This window comes from Syntrophomonas palmitatica JCM 14374, from assembly GCF_001311885.1.
GTDB lineage: Bacteria > Bacillota > Syntrophomonadia > Syntrophomonadales > Syntrophomonadaceae > Syntrophomonas_A > Syntrophomonas_A palmitatica.
Genome location: NZ_BBCE01000008.1, coordinates 52,996 through 71,755 on the forward strand (window position 1 = coordinate 52,996; position 18,760 = coordinate 71,755).

The 18,760-nt window shown below is 44.6% G+C and carries 16 protein-coding genes and 3 pseudogenes; 2 read left to right on the forward strand and 17 right to left on the reverse strand.

The window, feature by feature from the left end:
* Window positions 1-39: 39 nt before the first annotated feature.
* The 13 genes and pseudogenes from JCM14374_RS05920 to JCM14374_RS05980 all read right to left on the reverse strand — a co-directional run bounded on the left by JCM14374_RS05920 (window position 40) and on the right by JCM14374_RS05980 (window position 13,956).
* Entirely contained in the window at window positions 40-2,313 is a 2,274-nt protein-coding gene (locus JCM14374_RS05920) for an FtsK/SpoIIIE family DNA translocase (RefSeq protein WP_083453899.1), read from the reverse strand.
* A gap of 99 nt (window positions 2,314-2,412) precedes the next feature.
* On the reverse strand, window positions 2,413-3,195 hold the full coding sequence (locus JCM14374_RS05925) for an undecaprenyl-diphosphate phosphatase (RefSeq protein ID WP_054694723.1): 783 nt from the start codon (window positions 3,193-3,195) through the stop codon (window positions 2,413-2,415).
* 355 nt (window positions 3,196-3,550) lie between these two features.
* Complete coding sequence (locus JCM14374_RS05930; protein WP_054694726.1) at window positions 3,551-4,231, reverse strand: epoxyqueuosine reductase; 681 nt, start codon at window positions 4,229-4,231, stop codon at window positions 3,551-3,553.
* 142 nt (window positions 4,232-4,373) lie between these two features.
* On the reverse strand, window positions 4,374-4,583 hold the full coding sequence (locus tag JCM14374_RS05935; RefSeq protein ID WP_054694728.1) for a YlzJ-like family protein: 210 nt from the start codon (window positions 4,581-4,583) through the stop codon (window positions 4,374-4,376).
* Window positions 4,580-5,302: an ATP-dependent Clp protease proteolytic subunit gene (locus tag JCM14374_RS05940; protein WP_083453900.1), complete on the reverse strand. Its 723-nt coding sequence runs from the start codon at window positions 5,300-5,302 to the stop codon at window positions 4,580-4,582. The genes JCM14374_RS05935 and JCM14374_RS05940 overlap by 4 nt, the downstream gene beginning before the upstream one ends.
* A 200-nt stretch (window positions 5,303-5,502) precedes the next feature.
* Window positions 5,503-7,166, reverse strand: a pseudogene (locus JCM14374_RS05945) (ribonuclease J).
* Between the two features lie 183 nt (window positions 7,167-7,349).
* Window positions 7,350-8,216, reverse strand: coding sequence for a 4-hydroxy-tetrahydrodipicolinate synthase (gene dapA / locus JCM14374_RS05950; protein WP_054694909.1), 867 nt, complete (start codon window positions 8,214-8,216; stop codon window positions 7,350-7,352).
* A gap of 131 nt (window positions 8,217-8,347) precedes the next feature.
* Window positions 8,348-9,586 (reverse strand): annotated as a pseudogene (gene dapG, locus JCM14374_RS05955) (aspartate kinase).
* Window positions 9,587-9,743: 157 nt separating this feature from the next.
* The gene (locus tag JCM14374_RS05960) at window positions 9,744-10,760 is read right to left on the reverse strand and encodes an aspartate-semialdehyde dehydrogenase (protein ID WP_054694731.1); all 1,017 of its coding nucleotides are present in this window, start codon (window positions 10,758-10,760) and stop codon (window positions 9,744-9,746) included.
* Window positions 10,761-10,828: 68 nt separating this feature from the next.
* Window positions 10,829-11,434 (reverse strand): dipicolinate synthase subunit B, encoded by a 606-nt coding sequence (locus tag JCM14374_RS05965; RefSeq protein ID WP_054694734.1) that lies wholly within the window; start codon window positions 11,432-11,434, stop codon window positions 10,829-10,831.
* Between the two features lie 3 nt (window positions 11,435-11,437).
* Entirely contained in the window at window positions 11,438-12,367 is a 930-nt protein-coding gene (gene dpsA, locus JCM14374_RS05970) for a dipicolinate synthase subunit DpsA (RefSeq protein WP_157048985.1), read from the reverse strand.
* Window positions 12,368-12,588: 221 nt separating this feature from the next.
* The gene (gene dapB, locus JCM14374_RS05975; RefSeq protein ID WP_054694737.1) at window positions 12,589-13,389 is read right to left on the reverse strand and encodes a 4-hydroxy-tetrahydrodipicolinate reductase; all 801 of its coding nucleotides are present in this window, start codon (window positions 13,387-13,389) and stop codon (window positions 12,589-12,591) included.
* A gap of 132 nt (window positions 13,390-13,521) precedes the next feature.
* Entirely contained in the window at window positions 13,522-13,956 is a 435-nt protein-coding gene (locus JCM14374_RS05980; protein ID WP_054694740.1) for a hypothetical protein, read from the reverse strand.
* Between the two features lie 299 nt (window positions 13,957-14,255).
* Between JCM14374_RS05980 and JCM14374_RS05990 the strand changes: the two are divergent.
* Together JCM14374_RS05990 and JCM14374_RS14520 are read left to right on the forward strand one after the other, a co-directional pair.
* A pseudogene (locus tag JCM14374_RS05990) lies at window positions 14,256-15,568 on the forward strand (Rqc2 family fibronectin-binding protein); the annotation flags it as partial.
* Between the two features lie 108 nt (window positions 15,569-15,676).
* A complete protein-coding gene (locus JCM14374_RS14520; RefSeq protein WP_242848859.1) occupies window positions 15,677-16,030 on the forward strand; it encodes an NFACT RNA binding domain-containing protein in 354 nt (117 codons plus the stop codon).
* Between the two features lie 145 nt (window positions 16,031-16,175).
* On the opposite strand, the gene JCM14374_RS05995 is transcribed toward JCM14374_RS14520, so the two are convergent.
* The 4 genes from JCM14374_RS05995 to JCM14374_RS06010 are packed head-to-tail and all read right to left on the reverse strand — an operon-like array spanning window position 16,176 to window position 18,752.
* Window positions 16,176-16,475 carry a hypothetical protein gene (locus JCM14374_RS05995; RefSeq protein ID WP_054694751.1) on the reverse strand — a complete coding sequence of 100 codons (300 nt, stop codon included), beginning with the start codon at window positions 16,473-16,475 and terminating at the stop codon, window positions 16,176-16,178.
* 12 nt (window positions 16,476-16,487) lie between these two features.
* Window positions 16,488-17,063, reverse strand: a complete 576-nt coding sequence (gene pyrE / locus JCM14374_RS06000) for an orotate phosphoribosyltransferase (RefSeq protein ID WP_054694753.1) — start codon at window positions 17,061-17,063, stop codon at window positions 16,488-16,490.
* Between the two features lie 3 nt (window positions 17,064-17,066).
* Window positions 17,067-17,786, reverse strand: coding sequence for an orotidine-5'-phosphate decarboxylase (gene pyrF / locus JCM14374_RS06005; protein WP_054694756.1), 720 nt, complete (start codon window positions 17,784-17,786; stop codon window positions 17,067-17,069).
* A 42-nt stretch (window positions 17,787-17,828) separates the two neighbouring features.
* Window positions 17,829-18,752: a dihydroorotate dehydrogenase gene (locus JCM14374_RS06010; RefSeq protein ID WP_054694916.1), complete on the reverse strand. Its 924-nt coding sequence runs from the start codon at window positions 18,750-18,752 to the stop codon at window positions 17,829-17,831.
* Between the last annotated feature and the right edge of the window lie 8 nt (window positions 18,753-18,760).

An 18,760-nucleotide genomic window follows, 5' to 3' on the forward strand; every position in this document is an offset into this window, starting at 1 on the left:
CTCTCCCGGACCAACTATATGAGCAGATCACTAAACTGGTTACAGCACAAGATTGCGGGATTGTATTTTTTCGAGCTGGGAACGATCAATAAGGACTTCACGTTTTTTATTATTGTCCAATTCGGATACAATACCTCTCTCCTCCATCAAATCCACCAATCTGGCAGCCCGGGCATAGCCAATGCGCAATCGTCTTTGCAGCATGGAAACGGAAGCTTTGCCGCTGTCCACAAACAGGTCTACCGCCTGCCAAAAAAGTTCATCTCCTTCATCATCTTCCGCCTGTGCCAGTGAAAATTCTATTTCCTGCATTTCAGCTTCATTGTCGTTATCGCTATTCTGCGTCTTAATGTATTCAACCGTCTGCTCTATATCCTGGTCGGAAACGTACGCGCCCTGCACCCTGAAGGGTTTTACTGCCCCTACCGGAAAGAAAAGCATGTCCCCCTTGCCCAAGAGTTTTTCCGCCCCGGCATTGTCCAGTATAGTACGTGAATCAGCCTGGGATGAAACGGCAAATGCAATGCGCGAAGGAATGTTGGCTTTGATAATTCCGGTGACAACATCAACCGATGGTCTCTGTGTAGCCACAATCAAGTGCATACCGGCAGCCCTTGCCATCTGGGCCAGGCGGCAGATAGAATCCTCCACTTCAACAGGTGATATCATCATTAAGTCAGCCAGTTCATCTATTATTATAACTATGAAAGGCAGTTTTTCGCGAGACACCTGATTATAACGCTGGATATCACGTACTCCCTTATCAGCGAACAAGCGATAGCGTTTTTCCATCTCATTTACCATCCAACGCAGTACCACTGAGGCTTTTTTAACATCTGTAACCACTGGCGTAAGCAGGTGCGGTATACCATTATAGACTGCCAATTCAACCATTTTAGGATCTATAAACACCAGGCGCAGTTCTTCTGGACTGGTATTATACAAAAAACTCATGATAATGCAGTTTAAACAAACACTCTTACCAGAACCAGTTGAGCCGGCAATCAGTAAATGCGGCATATCGCTTAAACGCGCCACCACCGGGTTGCCGGTTATATCCTCTCCCAGCGCAAAAGACAGCGGGCTGGCCATACGAATGAAAGCCGGCGAAGAAAGCAGATTACGCAAACCCACACTAAGTATTTTACTATTAGGCACTTCTATGCCTATAGCAGACTTTCCTGGTATTGGAGCTTCTATCCTTATCCCCGCTGTCGCCAGATTTAACTGCAGGTCATCGGTCAAACTCAGAATACGGCTAATTTTCACACCAGGAGCGGGACTGAGTTCATAACGGGTTACCGCCGGTCCGCAGCTAACCTGGTTGACCTTTACCTTAATGCCAAAACTGGCAAAGGTATCCTCTAATACAGATACGCTTTCCTTAATATTTTTCTTATCAATAATGCGTTCACTGCTGAAATTATTCAGCAGGTCCAGAGAAGGCTTTACATAAACCGGAGCAGCATCATTAGCAGAGCGGACCAGCTTTATGCTGGCCTTGTTTTCCCTGGGCTTTTCTTTTATTTCCGGATTATCGGGCAGTAATGGCTCCATAGCTGGAGGCAAATTTGTTTCCAAATCAAACTGTCTTTCGGGGGCAGTTTCAATTATCACTGGCGCCTTGGCGGGAACGGGAACGGCTTCAGGTTCATTTTCATCCGTATATGCCACAGTGTTCAAATATTTCCCCGCCTTTTTGGCCGCATTTAACAAGGACTTAAATAAATGAACCAGCGGCTGGTTAAGAATCAGTGATATAGAAACCAGGAAACCAATAAATATCAAAATCGCAGCCCCAATACTGCCAACCAGATTTAGGATTACATACCCCGCGGCGCCGCCCACATAACCGGCTCCCAATCCTTTGCTCCCTGCTTCCAGAGGATTTAGCCCCCCGGGTATGTAGTAAATGCTGATATCAATCAATATTGCCAGGGCCAGAATGCTTACACCCCACATACGCTGTGACCAGTATTTCTTAAGCACCCCGATATGTATAGACCAGGCCAATAAAAAAAAGGCAACCATTAAAGCGGCCTGTCCAAATATATAAGAAAGGCCTTTAAAAATCCAGGTCCCTACAAAGCCAATGAAAACAGTTTCTTCTGTTATCCCTTCAGAATGGCTGACGCAAATATAAACAAAAACAGCCAGCATAAAAACCAAAAGCGAAACTATTTCCATACGAACCCCGTTGAACTGGTTTTTTTCTGGAGGTTTTTCCTTATTATTTGTATTCTGTTTAACATCCCGGCCATGCTTAGATTTATTGTTCTTATTAGTACCGGAACGAGATCCCCTTTTTTCCATAGGCAATAAACTCCAGTATAATATTGACAAAATATTTCGCCTGTTCTATGGCAAATTCCTGCCAGGAAATAAAATATCCCCAAATTAATCTGTGACTATTTACTTAAAGAAATAATAAATCAGTGTTAATAGTCCCACTGTCCAGCAATAATAAGAGAAAACCGACAACCGTCCGCCGCGTACCAGGCGCAGAACAATTTTAATAGCCAGGTATCCGAACAGGGCTGCAGCCATAGGTCCAATTATATATGGCAAAAGCAAATTATGAGGTATGCCGGTTTGCAAAGCATCCTTTAATTCAAACACACCTGCTCCCAGTATTACCGGTATAGATAGTAAGAATGAAAAACGCGCCGCAAAATCTCTTTCCAAACCTGCTAAAAGCCCCCCGGCAATCGTTGATCCCGATCTGGAGATTCCAGGCACTATCGCCAAGGCCTGTATTATCCCAATGGTAATAGCATCCCAGTAGCTGGTCTCATATACTTCCTTCAAACCAAAGTTCCGGTTAGACATAGTTTCCGAGAATTTTAAAATAAGCCCGGTAAATATGAGCCCTATTCCTACCACCAGCAGTGATTCAAAAGCCTTTTCAAATATAGGGGCCAGCAGGAATCCTGCCAGAGCAGCTGGAAGGCAACCTGCAATAATTAAATAGGTCAGCTTGTCAAAAGGCCTTTTGAGAATAGTGACTATGTCATTCCAGAAGGCCACAAATACTGCCAGCAGTGTCCCCATATGTACCAGGACATCAAAAGTCAGCTGGTTTTGAGTTATATTAAAGACGTGTTGAAAAATAACCAGGTGCCCCGAACTACTAACCGGAAGAAATTCAGTTAATCCTTGTACCGTCCCCAAAAATATCGCATGCCAGATATCCATAAAAAATCCCCCTAAAAATGACGTTCCGAACGTTTTGCGCAAATTATCCGCATAGCCAGTGATAATTATACCATACCGGTATTAAATTAATTCAGCATTAAGCTGCCTGTGAAGCAAAACAAAAGACGGAATTTGATCCGTCTCCTACTCGCTTTATTATTTTATTACGGAGTCCTTTATAATATATCTGGTATCTTCCCAACATAACATTATACTCATTTTGCATAGTATCTCTGTACAGGCAACATACTGCCGCTGAATATCACAACATACGGATACGGATACATATACATATAGATAATAAAAAGCCAAACAATCAATCATATTTTCGGTTATGGACTTTATGAGATAAAACCTATTTTGCTTCGTTAATACCGTATTTCATCGGACAAATCATCCTGCATTTGTTACAATTCACAGTATCAAATCCTCTGGCGTTGATGCCATATGTATTTTGCCTGCACGCTTTCTGATTTACAGGGCTGCTATACAGTGCACCAACCGGGCAATTGCTAACACACAAGCTACAGTCCTCAATGCAAATACTATTTGCAGGCGGATCAGAACTCAAATCCAGGTCAGTAAGCACCGCACCCAATATGAGCATGTTCCCATATTTGCGGTTTAAAAGCAATGTGCTCTTGCCGAGTGTTCCCAAACCGGCTGCTACAGCCGCATGCTTTAAGGAAATAAGGCCCCGGCCTTCCATCTTTTCAGCATCCCAGTATTCGTAAGGACCATCCGAGGGAAGCGGGACAGCATATCCGCCATAGTGTTCTTCGATATGCTTCGCAGTGTGAAACGCAATCGAATCAATTTGGTAACATATCTTGTAATTGAAATGTCCATATATAAGTTGCTCTACTTGTGCAAGTCCTCTCGGAAGTGCGATGCCAAAAGCAATTACAGATTTGCATTTTGTAAAAATATCTGTGGGACGAAAACCTTCGGGAGCGTCGCTAAGGTCTTTTACAGCCGCAAAGCCGCAAACATCTGCACCCAAGCCCAATACCGCTGACCTTATAGCATTTTTCACACTTTATCACTCTAATCTTAGGTTATATGGATTGTTTGGCCCGTTCAGTTTATTTTGGTTTAAAAACCTTTACTTGCATGCTTTATATTTATTTTTGATTTATTATATTATAATTGCGCATTACATAATTGAAATCAAATAATTAAATCTTTAACTCAAGTATTTGTCCCGGAGCAAGATTTACATCCATATAATCCATGGGATCAGTGCTTAAAACCGAAACGACTCTTGCTCTGTTATCGGGCAGCAGTTCCGCGGTTACTATTCCGCCAGAGGGAAGTATATAGTTTCTCTGTGGTCTGGATATATTATTTTGCAGCAATTCAAACGGATCGGCCATGTAGTAAATCACTGTAACATCCCTCCTGAACTTTCGCGCAGTTCGTTCAGTTTGGCCAGAGCCTCTTTTAAACCTCCAACAGCATCAATCAGTCCACATTCTACAGCATCCGGGCCAACCAGCACCGTACCTATATCACGGGCGAGGTCACCGGTTTTAAACATTAACTCCCTGAATTTCTCGGCGGTTATATTGGAATGTTCAACTACGAATCGCACTACCCTATCCTGCATTTTATCGAGATATTCATACGTCTGCGGAACCCCGATCACTAATCCTGTTAGTCTTATCGGGTGAATCGTCATCGTGGCTGAAGGAGCGATGAAAGAATAATCGCTGGCGACAGCTATGCTGGCGCCTATGGAGTGTCCTCCTCCCAGTACAATTGAAACCGTAGGTTTTGACATGCTGGCAATCATTTCAGCCAGTGCCAGACCTGCTTCAACATCCCCGCCGACTGTATTAAGGATAACCAGCAATCCTTTTATTTCCGGGTTTTCTTCCACTGCCAGCAGCTGAGGTATAAGATGTTCGTATTTAGTTGATTTGTGCTGAGGCGGCAAAAGGATGTGTCCTTCCACCTGCCCGGCTATGGTCAGGCAGTGGTAGTCGCTTTTAAAATTAGGTATATTCAGTTGTCCCAATTCTTTTATCTGTTCCAGTTTCGGATTTCGTTCCGGTGACGGTGCTTCTTCCGGATCCTGAACAGGCACTTCCGGTATGTCGTTCACAGGCTTAGCCCCTTTCAATAAGGTAAATAGACATTGCAGTCGCGGATTTAATAAGAAAATAGCCACAGATTAACACTGATTTAAGTGGTTAATTCATTACTAAATAGATTGGCCTGTTGTTGAAATAAACATACACGTGAAAAAAGCCACCTTTCAAAAAAAGGCGGCTTTTCGAATCATGCCGTTAATTTGTAATAATCCTAGACTTCCATTATTATGGGCAATATCATGGGACGCCGACCGGTTTTTTCAAATAGATGTTTACCCAACCGTTCACGAATCTGGGTTTTTATAACCGCCCATTCCGTAATGTGCTTGCGGGTGCATATATCCATGGCTTCGCGCACTTTTTCTTTAGCATCCTCGATCAGCTGTTCAGATTCTCTTACATAAACAAAACCGCGGGTAACAATATCAGGCCCGGCTGCCACTTCACCGCCGTCTTTGTTAATAGTAACAACGACTATCATGATGCCATCCTGGGAAAGCTGCTTGCGGTCTCGAAGAACTATATTACCTACATCGCCCACTCCCAGTCCATCAACCAATATCTTGCCGGCAGTAACTTTACCTGATATGGTGGCTTTTTTCCTGCCTACTTCAATAATTTGGCCATTGTCAACCACAAAAATCCGTGAGCGTGGTATTCCCAGCTTTCCGCCAGTTTAGCATGCTTCATCAAATGTTTATATTCCCCATGCACGGGTATAAAGTAGCGAGGCCGAATCAGATTAAGCAGTATTTTCAGTTCTTCCTGCGAAGCGTGTCCCGAAACATGAACTCCCATGCTTTTCTCATATATTACTTCTGCACCCTGCCGATATAGTAAATCCACGGTTTTGGCAACCAGTTTTTCATTGCCGGGGATAGGGGTTGCGGAAATAATTACCGTATCACCCGGTTCTATACCTACCCAGCGATGGTCTGCCGTAGCCATACGGGTTAAAGCTGACATTGGCTCACCCTGTGAACCGGTTGTTACCACCACCACCTGGTCAGCAGGATACTGGCTGATCTCTTCCTGCTCAATCAGCAGTCCTTCAGGTATATTCATATACCCCAGTTCGCTGGAAATCCTGACATTATTGACCATGCTGCGGCCTACCACAGCAACTTTACGGTTATATTTCTGTGCGGTTGTAACCACCTGCTGAATCCGATGCACATTGGACGCAAACGTGGTAACAATTATACGACCCTCACAACGTCCGAAGAGATCGTCAAAAGTATTGCCTACCACCTTTTCAGACATGGTAAAACCTGGTTTGTCTGCATTGGTACTATCACCAAGCATAACCAGAACGCCTTTTTCGCCCAGTTCAGCCAACTTGCGAAAATCCACTACTTCTCCGTCCACAGGCGTCTGATCTAGCTTTATATCACCGGTATGAAGAATGATACCCAGCGGTGTATGAATAGCAATACCCATAGCATCCGGTATACTATGACTGACCCGCATCTGTTCAACTTCGAAAGGACCGATTCTTATAATATCGCGGGGACGAACCACATTTAACAGCGACTTATCCAGGCCATGTTCGTCCAGCTTGGCTTCCACTATGCCCAGGGTAAGCCGGCTGCCGTACACCGGCACATTAATCTCCTTCAACACATAGGGAAGTGCCCCGACATGATCTTCATGCCCGTGAGTAAGGAAAATAGCCTTGACTTTCTCCTTATTCTCGACCAGAAAGGTTATGTCGGGGATAACAACATCTATACCCAAAAGTTCTTCTTCAGGAAACATGAGTCCCGCATCAATTACAATGATGTTGTCCTCGTACCTGATTGCCGTCATATTCTTCCCTATTTCCCCCAAGCCGCCCAGGGGAATAATCTGTATGCGGGAATCAAGCTCCGACAAGCTAACACCTCCTTTATTCAATTGTAAATCCGCTCAACGTCGCCACGCTTATTATAGCCCATTAGATGGCAGGATACAACGGTTTAAAATTGTAAGAACTTAGACAAATATACCAGGGGTTTTGTCACATAATATAAAAAGAGCAGACCTATTGTCTGCTCTCTAAGATTCTGACCATTATTCTTATGCCAACAACCCAAAATCAATCAGCATCTTCTTGATAGCAACTAGTTCCTTTTCCTCGGCATGACATAACGGAGGTCTAAACCCACCCACCTGCATGCCCATCATATTCAAGGCTTCTTTTAGCGGAACGGGGTTGGTCGTAATAAATAACCCCCTAAAGATGGGAAACAGTTTTTTATGGATATTTAGGGCTTCTGCGCCATTCCCCTGAACGAAGGCGTCTATCATCTTTCTCATTTCTTTTCCCACCAGGTGTGAGGCTATACTGACTACACCTACAGCTCCCAGAGCCATCATGGGCAATGTCATGGAATCATCACCAGAGTAAATGGAAAAATCATCTGGCAGTAAGGTTTTTAACTGGGTCATCTGGTCCATGTTCCCGCTGGCTTCCTTAATAGCAGTTATGTTCTTCACCTCAGCCAGCCTGGCTACGGTTTCCGGCAAGAGGTTGATACTGCTTCTGCCGGGGATATTATATAACATCACCGGCAAAGATATGTTTTGCGCTATTTGTTTAAAATGCTGATATAGCCCTTCCTGGGAGGGCTTATTATAATAAGGTGTGACCAGCATAATACCATCCACACCAAGTTTTTCCGCTTCACGGCTGAGTTCAATGGCTGCCGCAGTATTATTTGAACCGGTTCCAGCCCACACTGGTATTTTCCCGCCTACACTGTCACGAACTACAGCAAACAGTTTTAGTTTTTCCTCATGGCTTAATACCGGAGATTCGCCGGTAGTCCCGCAAACCACCAGTCCTTCGGTGCCATTCTGGCAAAGATATTCAGCAATTTCGCCTGCTTTGGCATAGTTTACCTGCAAATCATCTGTGAAAGGGGTTATCATGGCTGTCATCATTCTGGGAACCGACACTGTATCACCGCCAAATTATTAATAAATATTTTATATAGTATAAAACAATACTGATAAATGAGTAACTATTAGTTTTGTTTTCCAATAGATTTAAGCACCCGGCATATTATAAACCTTCATCTGCTCGCTATTTCTGCACCTAATTGGAACTTATCGTGCAAAGCCTTTACTGCCAGCTCCATGTGTTCTTTTTTAACCAGGCACCAAATATTGGTATAGGAATCACCTGACTGCAGGATGGGTATTCCATGGTGATTAAGGCTTCCACGACCTGGGCCATTACTCCTGGAATACCTGTCATAGCCGCGCCTACTACCGCAACTTTCGCACAGTTATATTCTATTTCCGGATAAACCCCGATTTCATGTAACAGACTCAATGCTTTTTCTGCCAAATCAGCGGTAACCGTAAACGAAATCCATTCGCTTTGTACATTAATAAAATCGACACTGATACCATCATTAGCCAGAGACTTGAAAACCCTTAATTCCAGGTCATCGTTTGGCAGGGCAACGGTCTTTTTGAGTTTCAGCTGCACTATGTTAGACGTGTAAGTAATCCCAGTTATTAAACGATCACTAATCATGCGAATCTCATAGTTTTTACCGTTTAGCCTGTGACCTACCAGGGTACCGGGGGTGTCGCTCAGAGTAGAACGAACCCGCAAGAATATTCGCCTGCATGGCTATTTCCACTGAGCGGGGGTGAATGACTTTGGCTCCGTCCCGGGCTAACTGGCAGATTTCGTTATAGGTAATGGAATCCAGCAAGCGCGCGTTTTCCACAATACGGGGATCGGCCGTCATTACCCCTTCCACATCGGTAAATATATCAATTACCTCAGCATTCAAAGCTGCTCCCAACGCGCTGGCGGTTGTGTCACTGCCGCCTCTGCCCAAAGTAGTTAAATCGCCCCTTTCACTCCGGCCCTGAAACCCGGCAACTATTGGGGTAATTCCATCCTCCAGGCACTGTAAGATGTTCTGTGGTTTTACATACAGGATATGTGCGTTGCCATAATTGCTATCAGTAACGATACCGGCCTGTTCCCCGGTTAAGCAGCGGGACGGTATACCCTGAACTGAAAGCTGACTGGCTAAAAGCGTCGCGGTTATAATTTCACCACAGGACATAATCAGGTCCATTTCGCGGAGAGAAGGGTCAGGGTTTACCGCCCGAATCATGTTTATAAAAGTATCTGTTGAATAAGGATCGCTTTCCCTTCCCATCGCAGATACTACTACTACCACTTTATAACCCGAATCCAAAGTAGAACGTACCCGGTCACATACTTTGGATCTCATTTCCGGCGTGCTGACCGAAGTTCCCCCAAACTTCTGCACTACAATTCTCAAGACTCAGCCCACCTTTAGGATATATAAATTTACATGGAAATCGCGGACTATCAAGGGGGTTTATGCTGGTTTTGAAATATCAGATGTTACCGCGACTAATATTTATTTTCTATAATCATATGTCAATGATTTAATATCTAGCCCCTTACCATATATCTTAGAACAAACCTTTTTCAACTACTATTTCTGCAATCTGTATGGCATTAGTGGCAGCGCCTTTCCTGATCTGATCAGCCGCCACCCAAAGAGCAATGCCGTTGTCAATTGATATGTCCCGCCTGATTCTGCCCACAAACACCTCATCCCGGTTGGATGAATATAAAGGCATAGGATACAAATTGGCCCCTGGATCATCTTGTAACACTACGCCGGGCGCATTGGCCAGAATCTGCCGAACTTGGTCCGGAGTCAAAGGTTTTTCCAATTCAATATTTATCGATTCGGAATGACTGCGGTAAACCGGTACTCTAACTGCTGTGGCAGCTATCTTTATCTGCGGGGCATGCATTATTTTACGGGTCTCCCATACCATCTTCATTTCTTCCCGGGTATAGTCTTCGTCCAGGAAACTATCGATATGAGGAATGAGATTAAAAGCAATCTGATGCTGAAAAACTTTAGCTTGAAAATCCCTGCCGGCAGCCATATCATTAACCTGCTGTTCCAGTTCTTTCAAACCTGCAATACCTGCACCCGATACTGCCTGATAAGTTGATACTATTATTCGTTTGATTCCTGCAGACCGATGAATGGGATTCAAAGCTACCACCATAATAATTGTCGAACAATTGGGATTGGCTATAATACCCTTATGTTCTTCTATATCATCGGGATTTACCTCGGGCACCACCAGAGGTACACCTTCTTCCAGGCGAAAAGCATAGCTGTTATCCACTACCACGCAGTGGTTTTCAACCGCCCATGGAGCTAATTCTCTGCTTATATCGGTTCCCACCGCAAATAAAGCTAAATCCGCCTTTTTAAAGGCATCTGCGCTTACAGCCTGAACAGTAATCTTTTCCCCGCCATATTCTATAATGGTCCCAGCTTCGCTGCGATCAGCCAGGCATAAGAGCTCTTTTATTTTAAACTGCCTCTCCTGCAGGACTTTCAACATTTCCTGACCCACGGCCCCTGTGGCCCCAACTACTGCTAAACTTATCCCTTGCGACATAATATGAACCTCCTTGTCTAAAAACTCTGGCTACTATTTTAGCACAAGCACAGAGTCGGGCCAATTAATTATAGGGGTCCCAGGAGTACCGGTTGTTTCTGTTTCCCCTGCAAGGCAGATACTACGGTATCGGCTAGCTGGTCCATATCGGCTACGAGTGAATTAGCCTTTTCTACCGGGTTATCCTGCCGGAAAGGAACAAAGAATATGTTCTTCATATTAAGCAGCATACCTATATTTCTGGCATTCAGTCCCAACGCATCATTACTGGATACAGCTATAACAATAGGACGCAAATTTCTCAGCTGCGCTTTTATCGCCATGAGAGCCGGGGTATCTACTATTCCGTTGGCCAGTTTGGCAATGGTATTGCCTGTGGCTGGCGCTACCACGACCACATCCAGTATTTTTTGGGGTCCGATCGGTTCAGCCTCCACAATACTGCTTATTATAGGTTTATCAGTTATTGTGGCGATCCGCTTTTTCAAATCGTCAACCGCATAGAAACGGTTATCTGTTTCTTCAACTGTATAAGAAAAAATAGGGTAAATTTCTGCGCCTTCACTTTTTAAGTTCTCTATTTGCGGCAAAACCTCACCCATTGTACAGTGTGAACCGGTAAATACTACGCCGATTTTTACTCCCCGGAGGCGAGTGGTACTCGCTGGCTGCATTTTCTATAACACCTCTCTTTCAGGTAAATATAGATTCTCATCGATACTGCTTAGTTCGTTTATTATCAATCCGGGCAATACTTCAGCCAGTATCCTGCCAGCAAACACTGGAGCTACTTTCCCCGGTAAACCTGGAGCAAGTACAGCCTTTAAACCATATGCATTAGCTGCTTCAAAATCGGTTCCTCCAGGTTGGGCCGCTAAATCTATAACCAGTACATCCGGATTAGCGTAGCGTAATATTTCCTTATCCAGGACCAGAGCAGGAACGGTATTGAATACAATGTCAGCCTGGTTTATTATTTCGCGCAGCTCCGAAAAACCGGCTCGGTGGCAGCCCATCTCATAAGCTCTGGCAAGTTCCCCTTTATTCTGTGATACTACCGTAACATCCGAACCCATGGCTTTTAGAAGACGAACCAGGGTTGTGGCAACGCGTCCGAATCCTAACACAAAACTACGGCTGCCATGTATGGCAATAGAGGTTTCTTCCATGGCTATCTGGACAGCGCCTTCAGCAGTAGGAATGGAGTTCAAGATGGCAATCTCGTCTATATCGACTATTTCGAGCAAGCGAAAACCATACTTTTCTGCCCAATCTTTCAGATATTGCCGGGCAGAGCCAATGATTACCAGAGCATTTTTGTCTATGGAGCTGATGGCCTTTTCAGTAAGGATCAGGCTTTCTTCTGAATATACCGCCCTTATTCTGCCATCAACCGTAGTTCCAGGTAGTGGCAATATTACTACTTCGGCATCCTTGCAAGCTTCTTCCACGCTATTACCGATAAAGGCCCCGTGACATAGTTTTTGCTTGGGATATCCGGCTACTACAACCGTAGCTCCCATTTTTACCAGTTCACTGACCAGTATCAATTCCCGGTCATCCCCGCCCAGTACGGCAATTTTTATGCCGGACAGCAGCGAACTCACCCGTATTCCCCCTTCAGGTCCCTTAATTGCAGCTACAATTAATAGCATTATATGTACAATTACCATAGGGGGTGACTAATCTTGTCTGTATAGCCCGGTTATTATGTTCAGATTTCAGCAGATAATGCTTTCAAAGAAGGGGCTAAAAACACAAACGAGACACGAAGGCGACTATTTTAGTCCCTTGTGTCTCTCCAAGCAGTGGTTTAAATATTTGTACTTTAAATGAGATTTTCCATGCCGTAAATAAGTCCTTTACGGTTTATAATCTCTTTTACCACCATCACCACGCCGGGCATAAAAGCGGCGCGGTCCATAGAGTCATGGCGGATTTTTAAGCTCTGACCCGGCGAACCGAAGATAACTTCCTGGTGAGCTATCATGCCAGGGAGGCGTATGCTGTGAATGCGCACCTGTTCCACCTCGCCGCCGCGGCATCCGGCTACCTTTTCAAATTCCCGAATGTTCTTGGGTGGGCGCTGACCCCGGTTTTCGCTGATCATCTCCGCAGTTTTCAACGCTGTACCCGAAGGCGCGTCCATTTTCTGATCATGATGCAGTTCGATAATTTCCACATCAGGAAAAAACTTAGCCGCTTCGCGTGCAAATTTCATCATTAAAACCGCACCGATGGCAAAGTTAGGTATAATGGCTACCCCGGTATTATTCTCCGCCGCAAGTTTTTCAAGCTGTTTCAGTTCCACTTCATTCAATCCGGTGGTTCCTACCACGCAGCTGACTCCGTTTTTCAAAGCTGTGCGGGTATTATTAAAAACCGCCTGGGGATTGGTAAAATCTATCATTACTTGTGGTTTCCGGTCCACAATAATATAATCCAGGTCGTTTTCAACCTTCATATCTGTGTCTTTAATACCAATAATATCAGTTAACATTTCGCCGCGAGCCCTGCTGTCAATGGCCCCTACCAATTCCAACCCCTCATCAGCCCACACCGCTTTCAGGGTTTCCGTGCCCATTTTCCCCAGGGCTCCGGTAACTATTACTTTGATCTTTGCTGCCATAACCCTACCTCCCATAATGCATCAATTATTGATTCTACGCCGCTTCTTCGGTGAAATTGCAGCGCTTTTTGTATTAGTCTCGGATAATACTTAAAATGAGTCAAGTCCCCGCCCACAATAACGCAGACTCGATTAAACCTTGCTGCTGTTATAGATTTTAGCCTGTTCAGTTACGTATTTCTCTACTTCCTGCGCCATCCTCTTTTCCAGGAAATTTAGGGTGGAATGAGGTTTAAACGCATTTTCAATCAAGTATAAAAACTGTCTTACAAGTGTAATCTCTTCTCGTATAATTGTAATGGTGTCCTCATTTTTCCCGGTGTGTACATATAATTCCCGGATATCATCAAGGATTTTCATTTCCTCATTTCCTGCCGCAACTACGGCAGCATGTTCCAAAAGTTCATGTTTTTTAAGATCATACTGTAAAAAAGAGTTGATTAGCTTAAGGCGGGATTTCTTATCACGACAAATTAAAATATCCCGACTGAGTTCCTTTTTAAGAACTTCTATTTTAAGCACCTGCTGCAGAATACTCTGGTAAAAGGTCATAACAGCATTTTCCATAAATAATGCCTCCGCTTCTGCCTATAGTTTAGTTCGGCATAAGATACAGTATTCCTCCCCTTCACAATGTTTGTCATTATGCCTTGATAGATGCTATACTTTTGCTGTTCCAAATTTAATTTTACAGCCTTTACAGCCGCAAATTTGCACAAGATTATCATAGATTTTATGCTGTGGGGTAAGACGAAAACGCAATAATTAAGAACAGAGTCCTGATTTACAGGTTCAGTTCATTTTCATAATTGATTGTGGCCTGCATACAAGGGGCTTGCCTGATACTAATTAAAGAGGGATAATATATGCCGTTTGATGGGTTAACAATAAGGGCGCTTTGTGCGGAATTAAATAATGATCTTCATGATGCGCGGGTTGACAAAATACATCAACCCGAAAAGGATGAAATCGTGTTATCACTGCGTTCCCGTAATGGGAGCTGCCGCCTGCTGCTTTCCGCTAATCCCCGCTGGTCGCGTTTGCACTTGAGCAGTTACAAAAAAGATAATCCCAAGAATCCCCCCGTTTTCTGCATGCTTTTGCGCAAATACCTGGAGGGCGGAAAAATAAAAGCTATTAAACAGGTGGATTTCGAACGTATAGTCACATAGACATCGAAGCCATGGATGACTTTCGTGAATGGAAGAACAAACGATTGATATGCGAATTTACCGGGCGGCATTCTAATATTATTTTAATTAACCCAGATACCAATATCATTATTGACGCTATAAAGAAATTCAGCAGCGAGCAAAATTCTTATCGTGAAGTCCTTCCAGGCAAAATCTATGTAGCCCCGCCCGATCAGCACAAGTTAAATCCCCTGGAAAGCAGTATGGAGATTTTTGCTCAATCGATGTGGTCGCAATCACCAGACATTGCTCTGGCCGCAGCCTTGTTTGCAGTGTTTACAGGCATCAGCCCCTTTTCTGCCCGGCAGCTCTGCCTGCAAGCGGGTTTGGACCCTGAGCTTCCTGTAGAACAATGTGGAGAGTATGAATTTATACGTTTATATGATAGAGTCACCAGTCTTCTCGTCCAGCTTAGCCAGGAAAAAAATAAAGCTGAAATATTATTATCAGGCCAGCAGCTTATAGATTATGCTCCCTATAATATTTTAGGCATAGCGCCGGATTATCAAGTCAATTCTTTTGAGAGTGTTAACGAGGCTTGCGATGCCTTTTTCGGCAGCAAAATGGAACTCCTGCATCTTGATTCCATGAAGGCCAATTTAAATCGCACCTTGAAAAACTACCTGGACAAGGCTTATAAAAAAAGGTTCCTGCAGGAGGGTGATCTGGCTGCCGCCCATATTAATGAGAAGTACCGGGTGTGGGGTGAACTGCTTACGAGTTATGCTCACCAGTTTAAGAAAGGTGATACCGAAATTGAACTGGCGGATTTCTATTCCGGAGAGTATATCAAGATCCAGCTTGATCCCCGATATACGCCTATACAAAACGCTCAGAAATACTTTAAGATTTACAATAAAAGCCGGGCCGCTTTAAAACATCTAGCCCAGTTAATGGCTCAAAACCAGGAAGAAATTGACTACCTGGAATCGGTAATGCTTGCCGTAAACCAGGCGGAATCTACTGTGCATATTGAAGAAATAATAGAAGAACTGGAGCATGAATCCTATTTAAAGGAACATTCACGCCGTAAATCTAAAGGTGAGAAAACCAAACCCCGGCACTTCACTTCCAGCGATGGACTGGAGATACTGGTGGGCAGAAACAACCGTCAAAACGACCTGTTGAGTTTAAAGCTGGCCGGGCCCCAGGATCTATGGCTGCATGCCCGGCAAATTCCTGGTTCACACGTTATTATCAAGCTTCCCAAGAATATTGCTAATATTGAGCAGCTTCCTGATAAGACCCTGGAAGAGGCTGCTGTTCTCGCGGCTCATTTCAGCAAAGCCAGCCAGTCTGGAAAAGTGGAGGTTGATTATACCTTTAGAGCGAATGTGCGCAAACCTCCAGGGGCAAAGCCTGGTATGGTCATCTATGATGATTACTGGACCATTGTAATCAATCCCCAGGATGAAAACCTGCTGGATATCCTGAACCACGCCCAATAGCAAAAGAATAATTAACCACAGATATACATAGATACTTTTTCATGGTCATAAATGCATAGGATTATGCTCAAGCATAGATCGCTGAGTGGTATTTTAAATCTGTGTACATCAGTGTAAATAAATATCTATCTGCGGCAATTATTTCCTAGTTATACAGAATCTCAACGCTCCCATCGGGGTTTTCTTTTACCTCATCCCCGTTTTCCAGGATGTAAATTTTAAAATTCTTAAAATCTACGGCAATATCACGATTAATAATAGTGGCCGCCTCATCCCTGGTTACCAGAGTTCTTATCTGCACACCATTATCATAGAGCTGCAGGGTCAGTTCACCATGATCTTTTTTTACTACCTGGTGCTGGTGTCTCTGATAGGGTTTCACAAAAACATATTCATAACCACCGTCTTTAAAAGGCATTTCGCGGCCATTTAAATAGAAACGCAATCTTCTTCCCCCTTAGACACGGCTGCCGGGCTTTACAGGTCTAAGTTTTCCTTCCCGGCAAAGCGGGCACTGGCTGGCTTCCCATGATTGGATATCCATGGTCAAAACAGCCTCTTGTTTTACTCCGAAATCAACTGTGCCGTTGCTTCTGTCGACCAGGACCCCGACACCTACCACCTTGCCGCCAAAAGTATTGACAATGTGCATCACTTCTCTAACGGAACCTCCAGTGGTAACGACATCCTCCACCACCAAAACCTTTTGACATGCATCTATTATAAAACCTCTTCTTAAGGCCATTTCACCTTCTAAGCGCTCGGTATAAACGCATGGAACGCCCAGCTGCCGAGCTACCTCGTAGGCTACGATTATACCGCCCATAGCCGGACCTATTACGAGTTCCACTCCATCATCACGAAATTTATCCGCCAGGTGCCGGGCCAGTTTCTCAGTATGTTCCGGATACTGCAATACCTGGGCACACTGCATATATTGATCACTATGACGTCCTGAGGTAAGAATAAAATGACCCTGCATTAATGCTCCTGATTCTGCAAATATTTCGCGTGCTTCTTTTTCGTTCAACATTGTCTAGGCCTCCATTTCTTCGATTATTTTTTGAACAGCCACGAAGGGGTCACTAGCCTGGGTTATGGGCCGCCCTATAACCATATAATCTGCTCCTAACTTTAGAGCATCCCCCGGAGTAGTTATGCGCTTCTGATCATTGGTTTCCGACCAGGCAGGTCTGATTCCCGGTGTCACGATTTTAAATTCTGCGCCGCAGGCCGCTCTTATGGCAGCTATCTCTCGGGGAGAACACACCACACCATTTATGCCGCATTCTTTAGCAACCAAAGCCCATTTTACCACCACATCTTCTATCTGCAAACCCCTAATCAGCATATCGTTTTCAAGGTCCGACTGTCCTATGCTGGTTAAGACCGTAACCGCCAGGGTAATGGGGACAGGCTGGTGCAGTTTGTCTGCTTCTTCCTGAACCGCCGCTGCTAAATTTTTCATCATTTCACGGCCTCCAGCCGCATGTATATTAAACATGGAACACCCCAAACGGGTAACAACCCGACCGGCTGCAGCCACGGTATTGGGTATGTCATGAAATTTCAAGTCCACAAAAACCTTACCGCCTCGATCCTGAATAGCCCTTACGATTCCCGGTCCGGCACTGTTAAAAAGCTGCATGCCTACCTTGTAGAAGCCGATGTTATCTCCCAGCTTATCAGCCAGCCGCAAAGCCTCTTCCTCGTGGTCAACATCAAGGGCCAGGATTATCCTATCTTTAGCCTGCACCTTATCCTCTCCTTATATTTACTCTGGATTATCTGATCTATTCTATTTGACCGCTGCTCCTCTTAATTCAGAGAGGCTTCTTATGCCCCTTTCAGCCATATATTCGCTGAGACCCTGAGATATATTCTCGGCCAGGCTCGGATGCACAAAATTACCGGTGCCGATCGATACGGCTGCAGCCCCAACCATTATGAACTCAAGTGCATCGGTAGTATTCATTATTCCTCCGCCGCCCAGGATGGGAAGGTCAATCTCCTTATACACCTGATAGATCATGCGCAAAGCCACGGGTTTAATAGCGGGTCCGGATAGTCCTCCAAAAACATTGCCCAGAACTGGACAGCGTTTATCAATGTCCACCGCCATTCCCATCAAGGTGTTAATCATCGCCAAGGCATCTGCTCCCGCATCACGGGCCGCCCTGGCGATAACTACGATATCGGTAACATTAGGCGATAATTTAGGAATAATAGGTAAACTGCTATGTTTTTTTACCGCGTTAACAACCTGATAAACCAGTTCGGGGTCGGTTCCAAACTGCAACCCGCCTTCTTTTACATTGGGACAGGAAATATTTAATTCAATACCCGCGACACCGGAATGTCCTTCAATACGTGCTGCTAATTCAGCGTATTCATCAACTGTGTTGCCGGCAATATTAGCGATTACCGTCACGTTTTTTTCCCGCAGGTAAGGCAGATGTTCATGAAGAAAGGCATCAATGCCCGGATTCTCCAACCCGATAGCATTGAGCATTCCGGCAGGGGTTTCTACAATTCTTGGCGTGGGATTGCCCGCCCGGGGCTCCAGGGTGGTCCCCTTTACTATAACCGCCCCCAAATTAGAAATATCCACAAAATCTTCATATTCGCGCCCGTAGCCAAAGGTGCCAGAAGCCACCGCCACCGGATTTTTCATTATAATACCACCCAGATTTACCGATAAATCAGGCAGGTGTTCCTTCATTCCTGTGT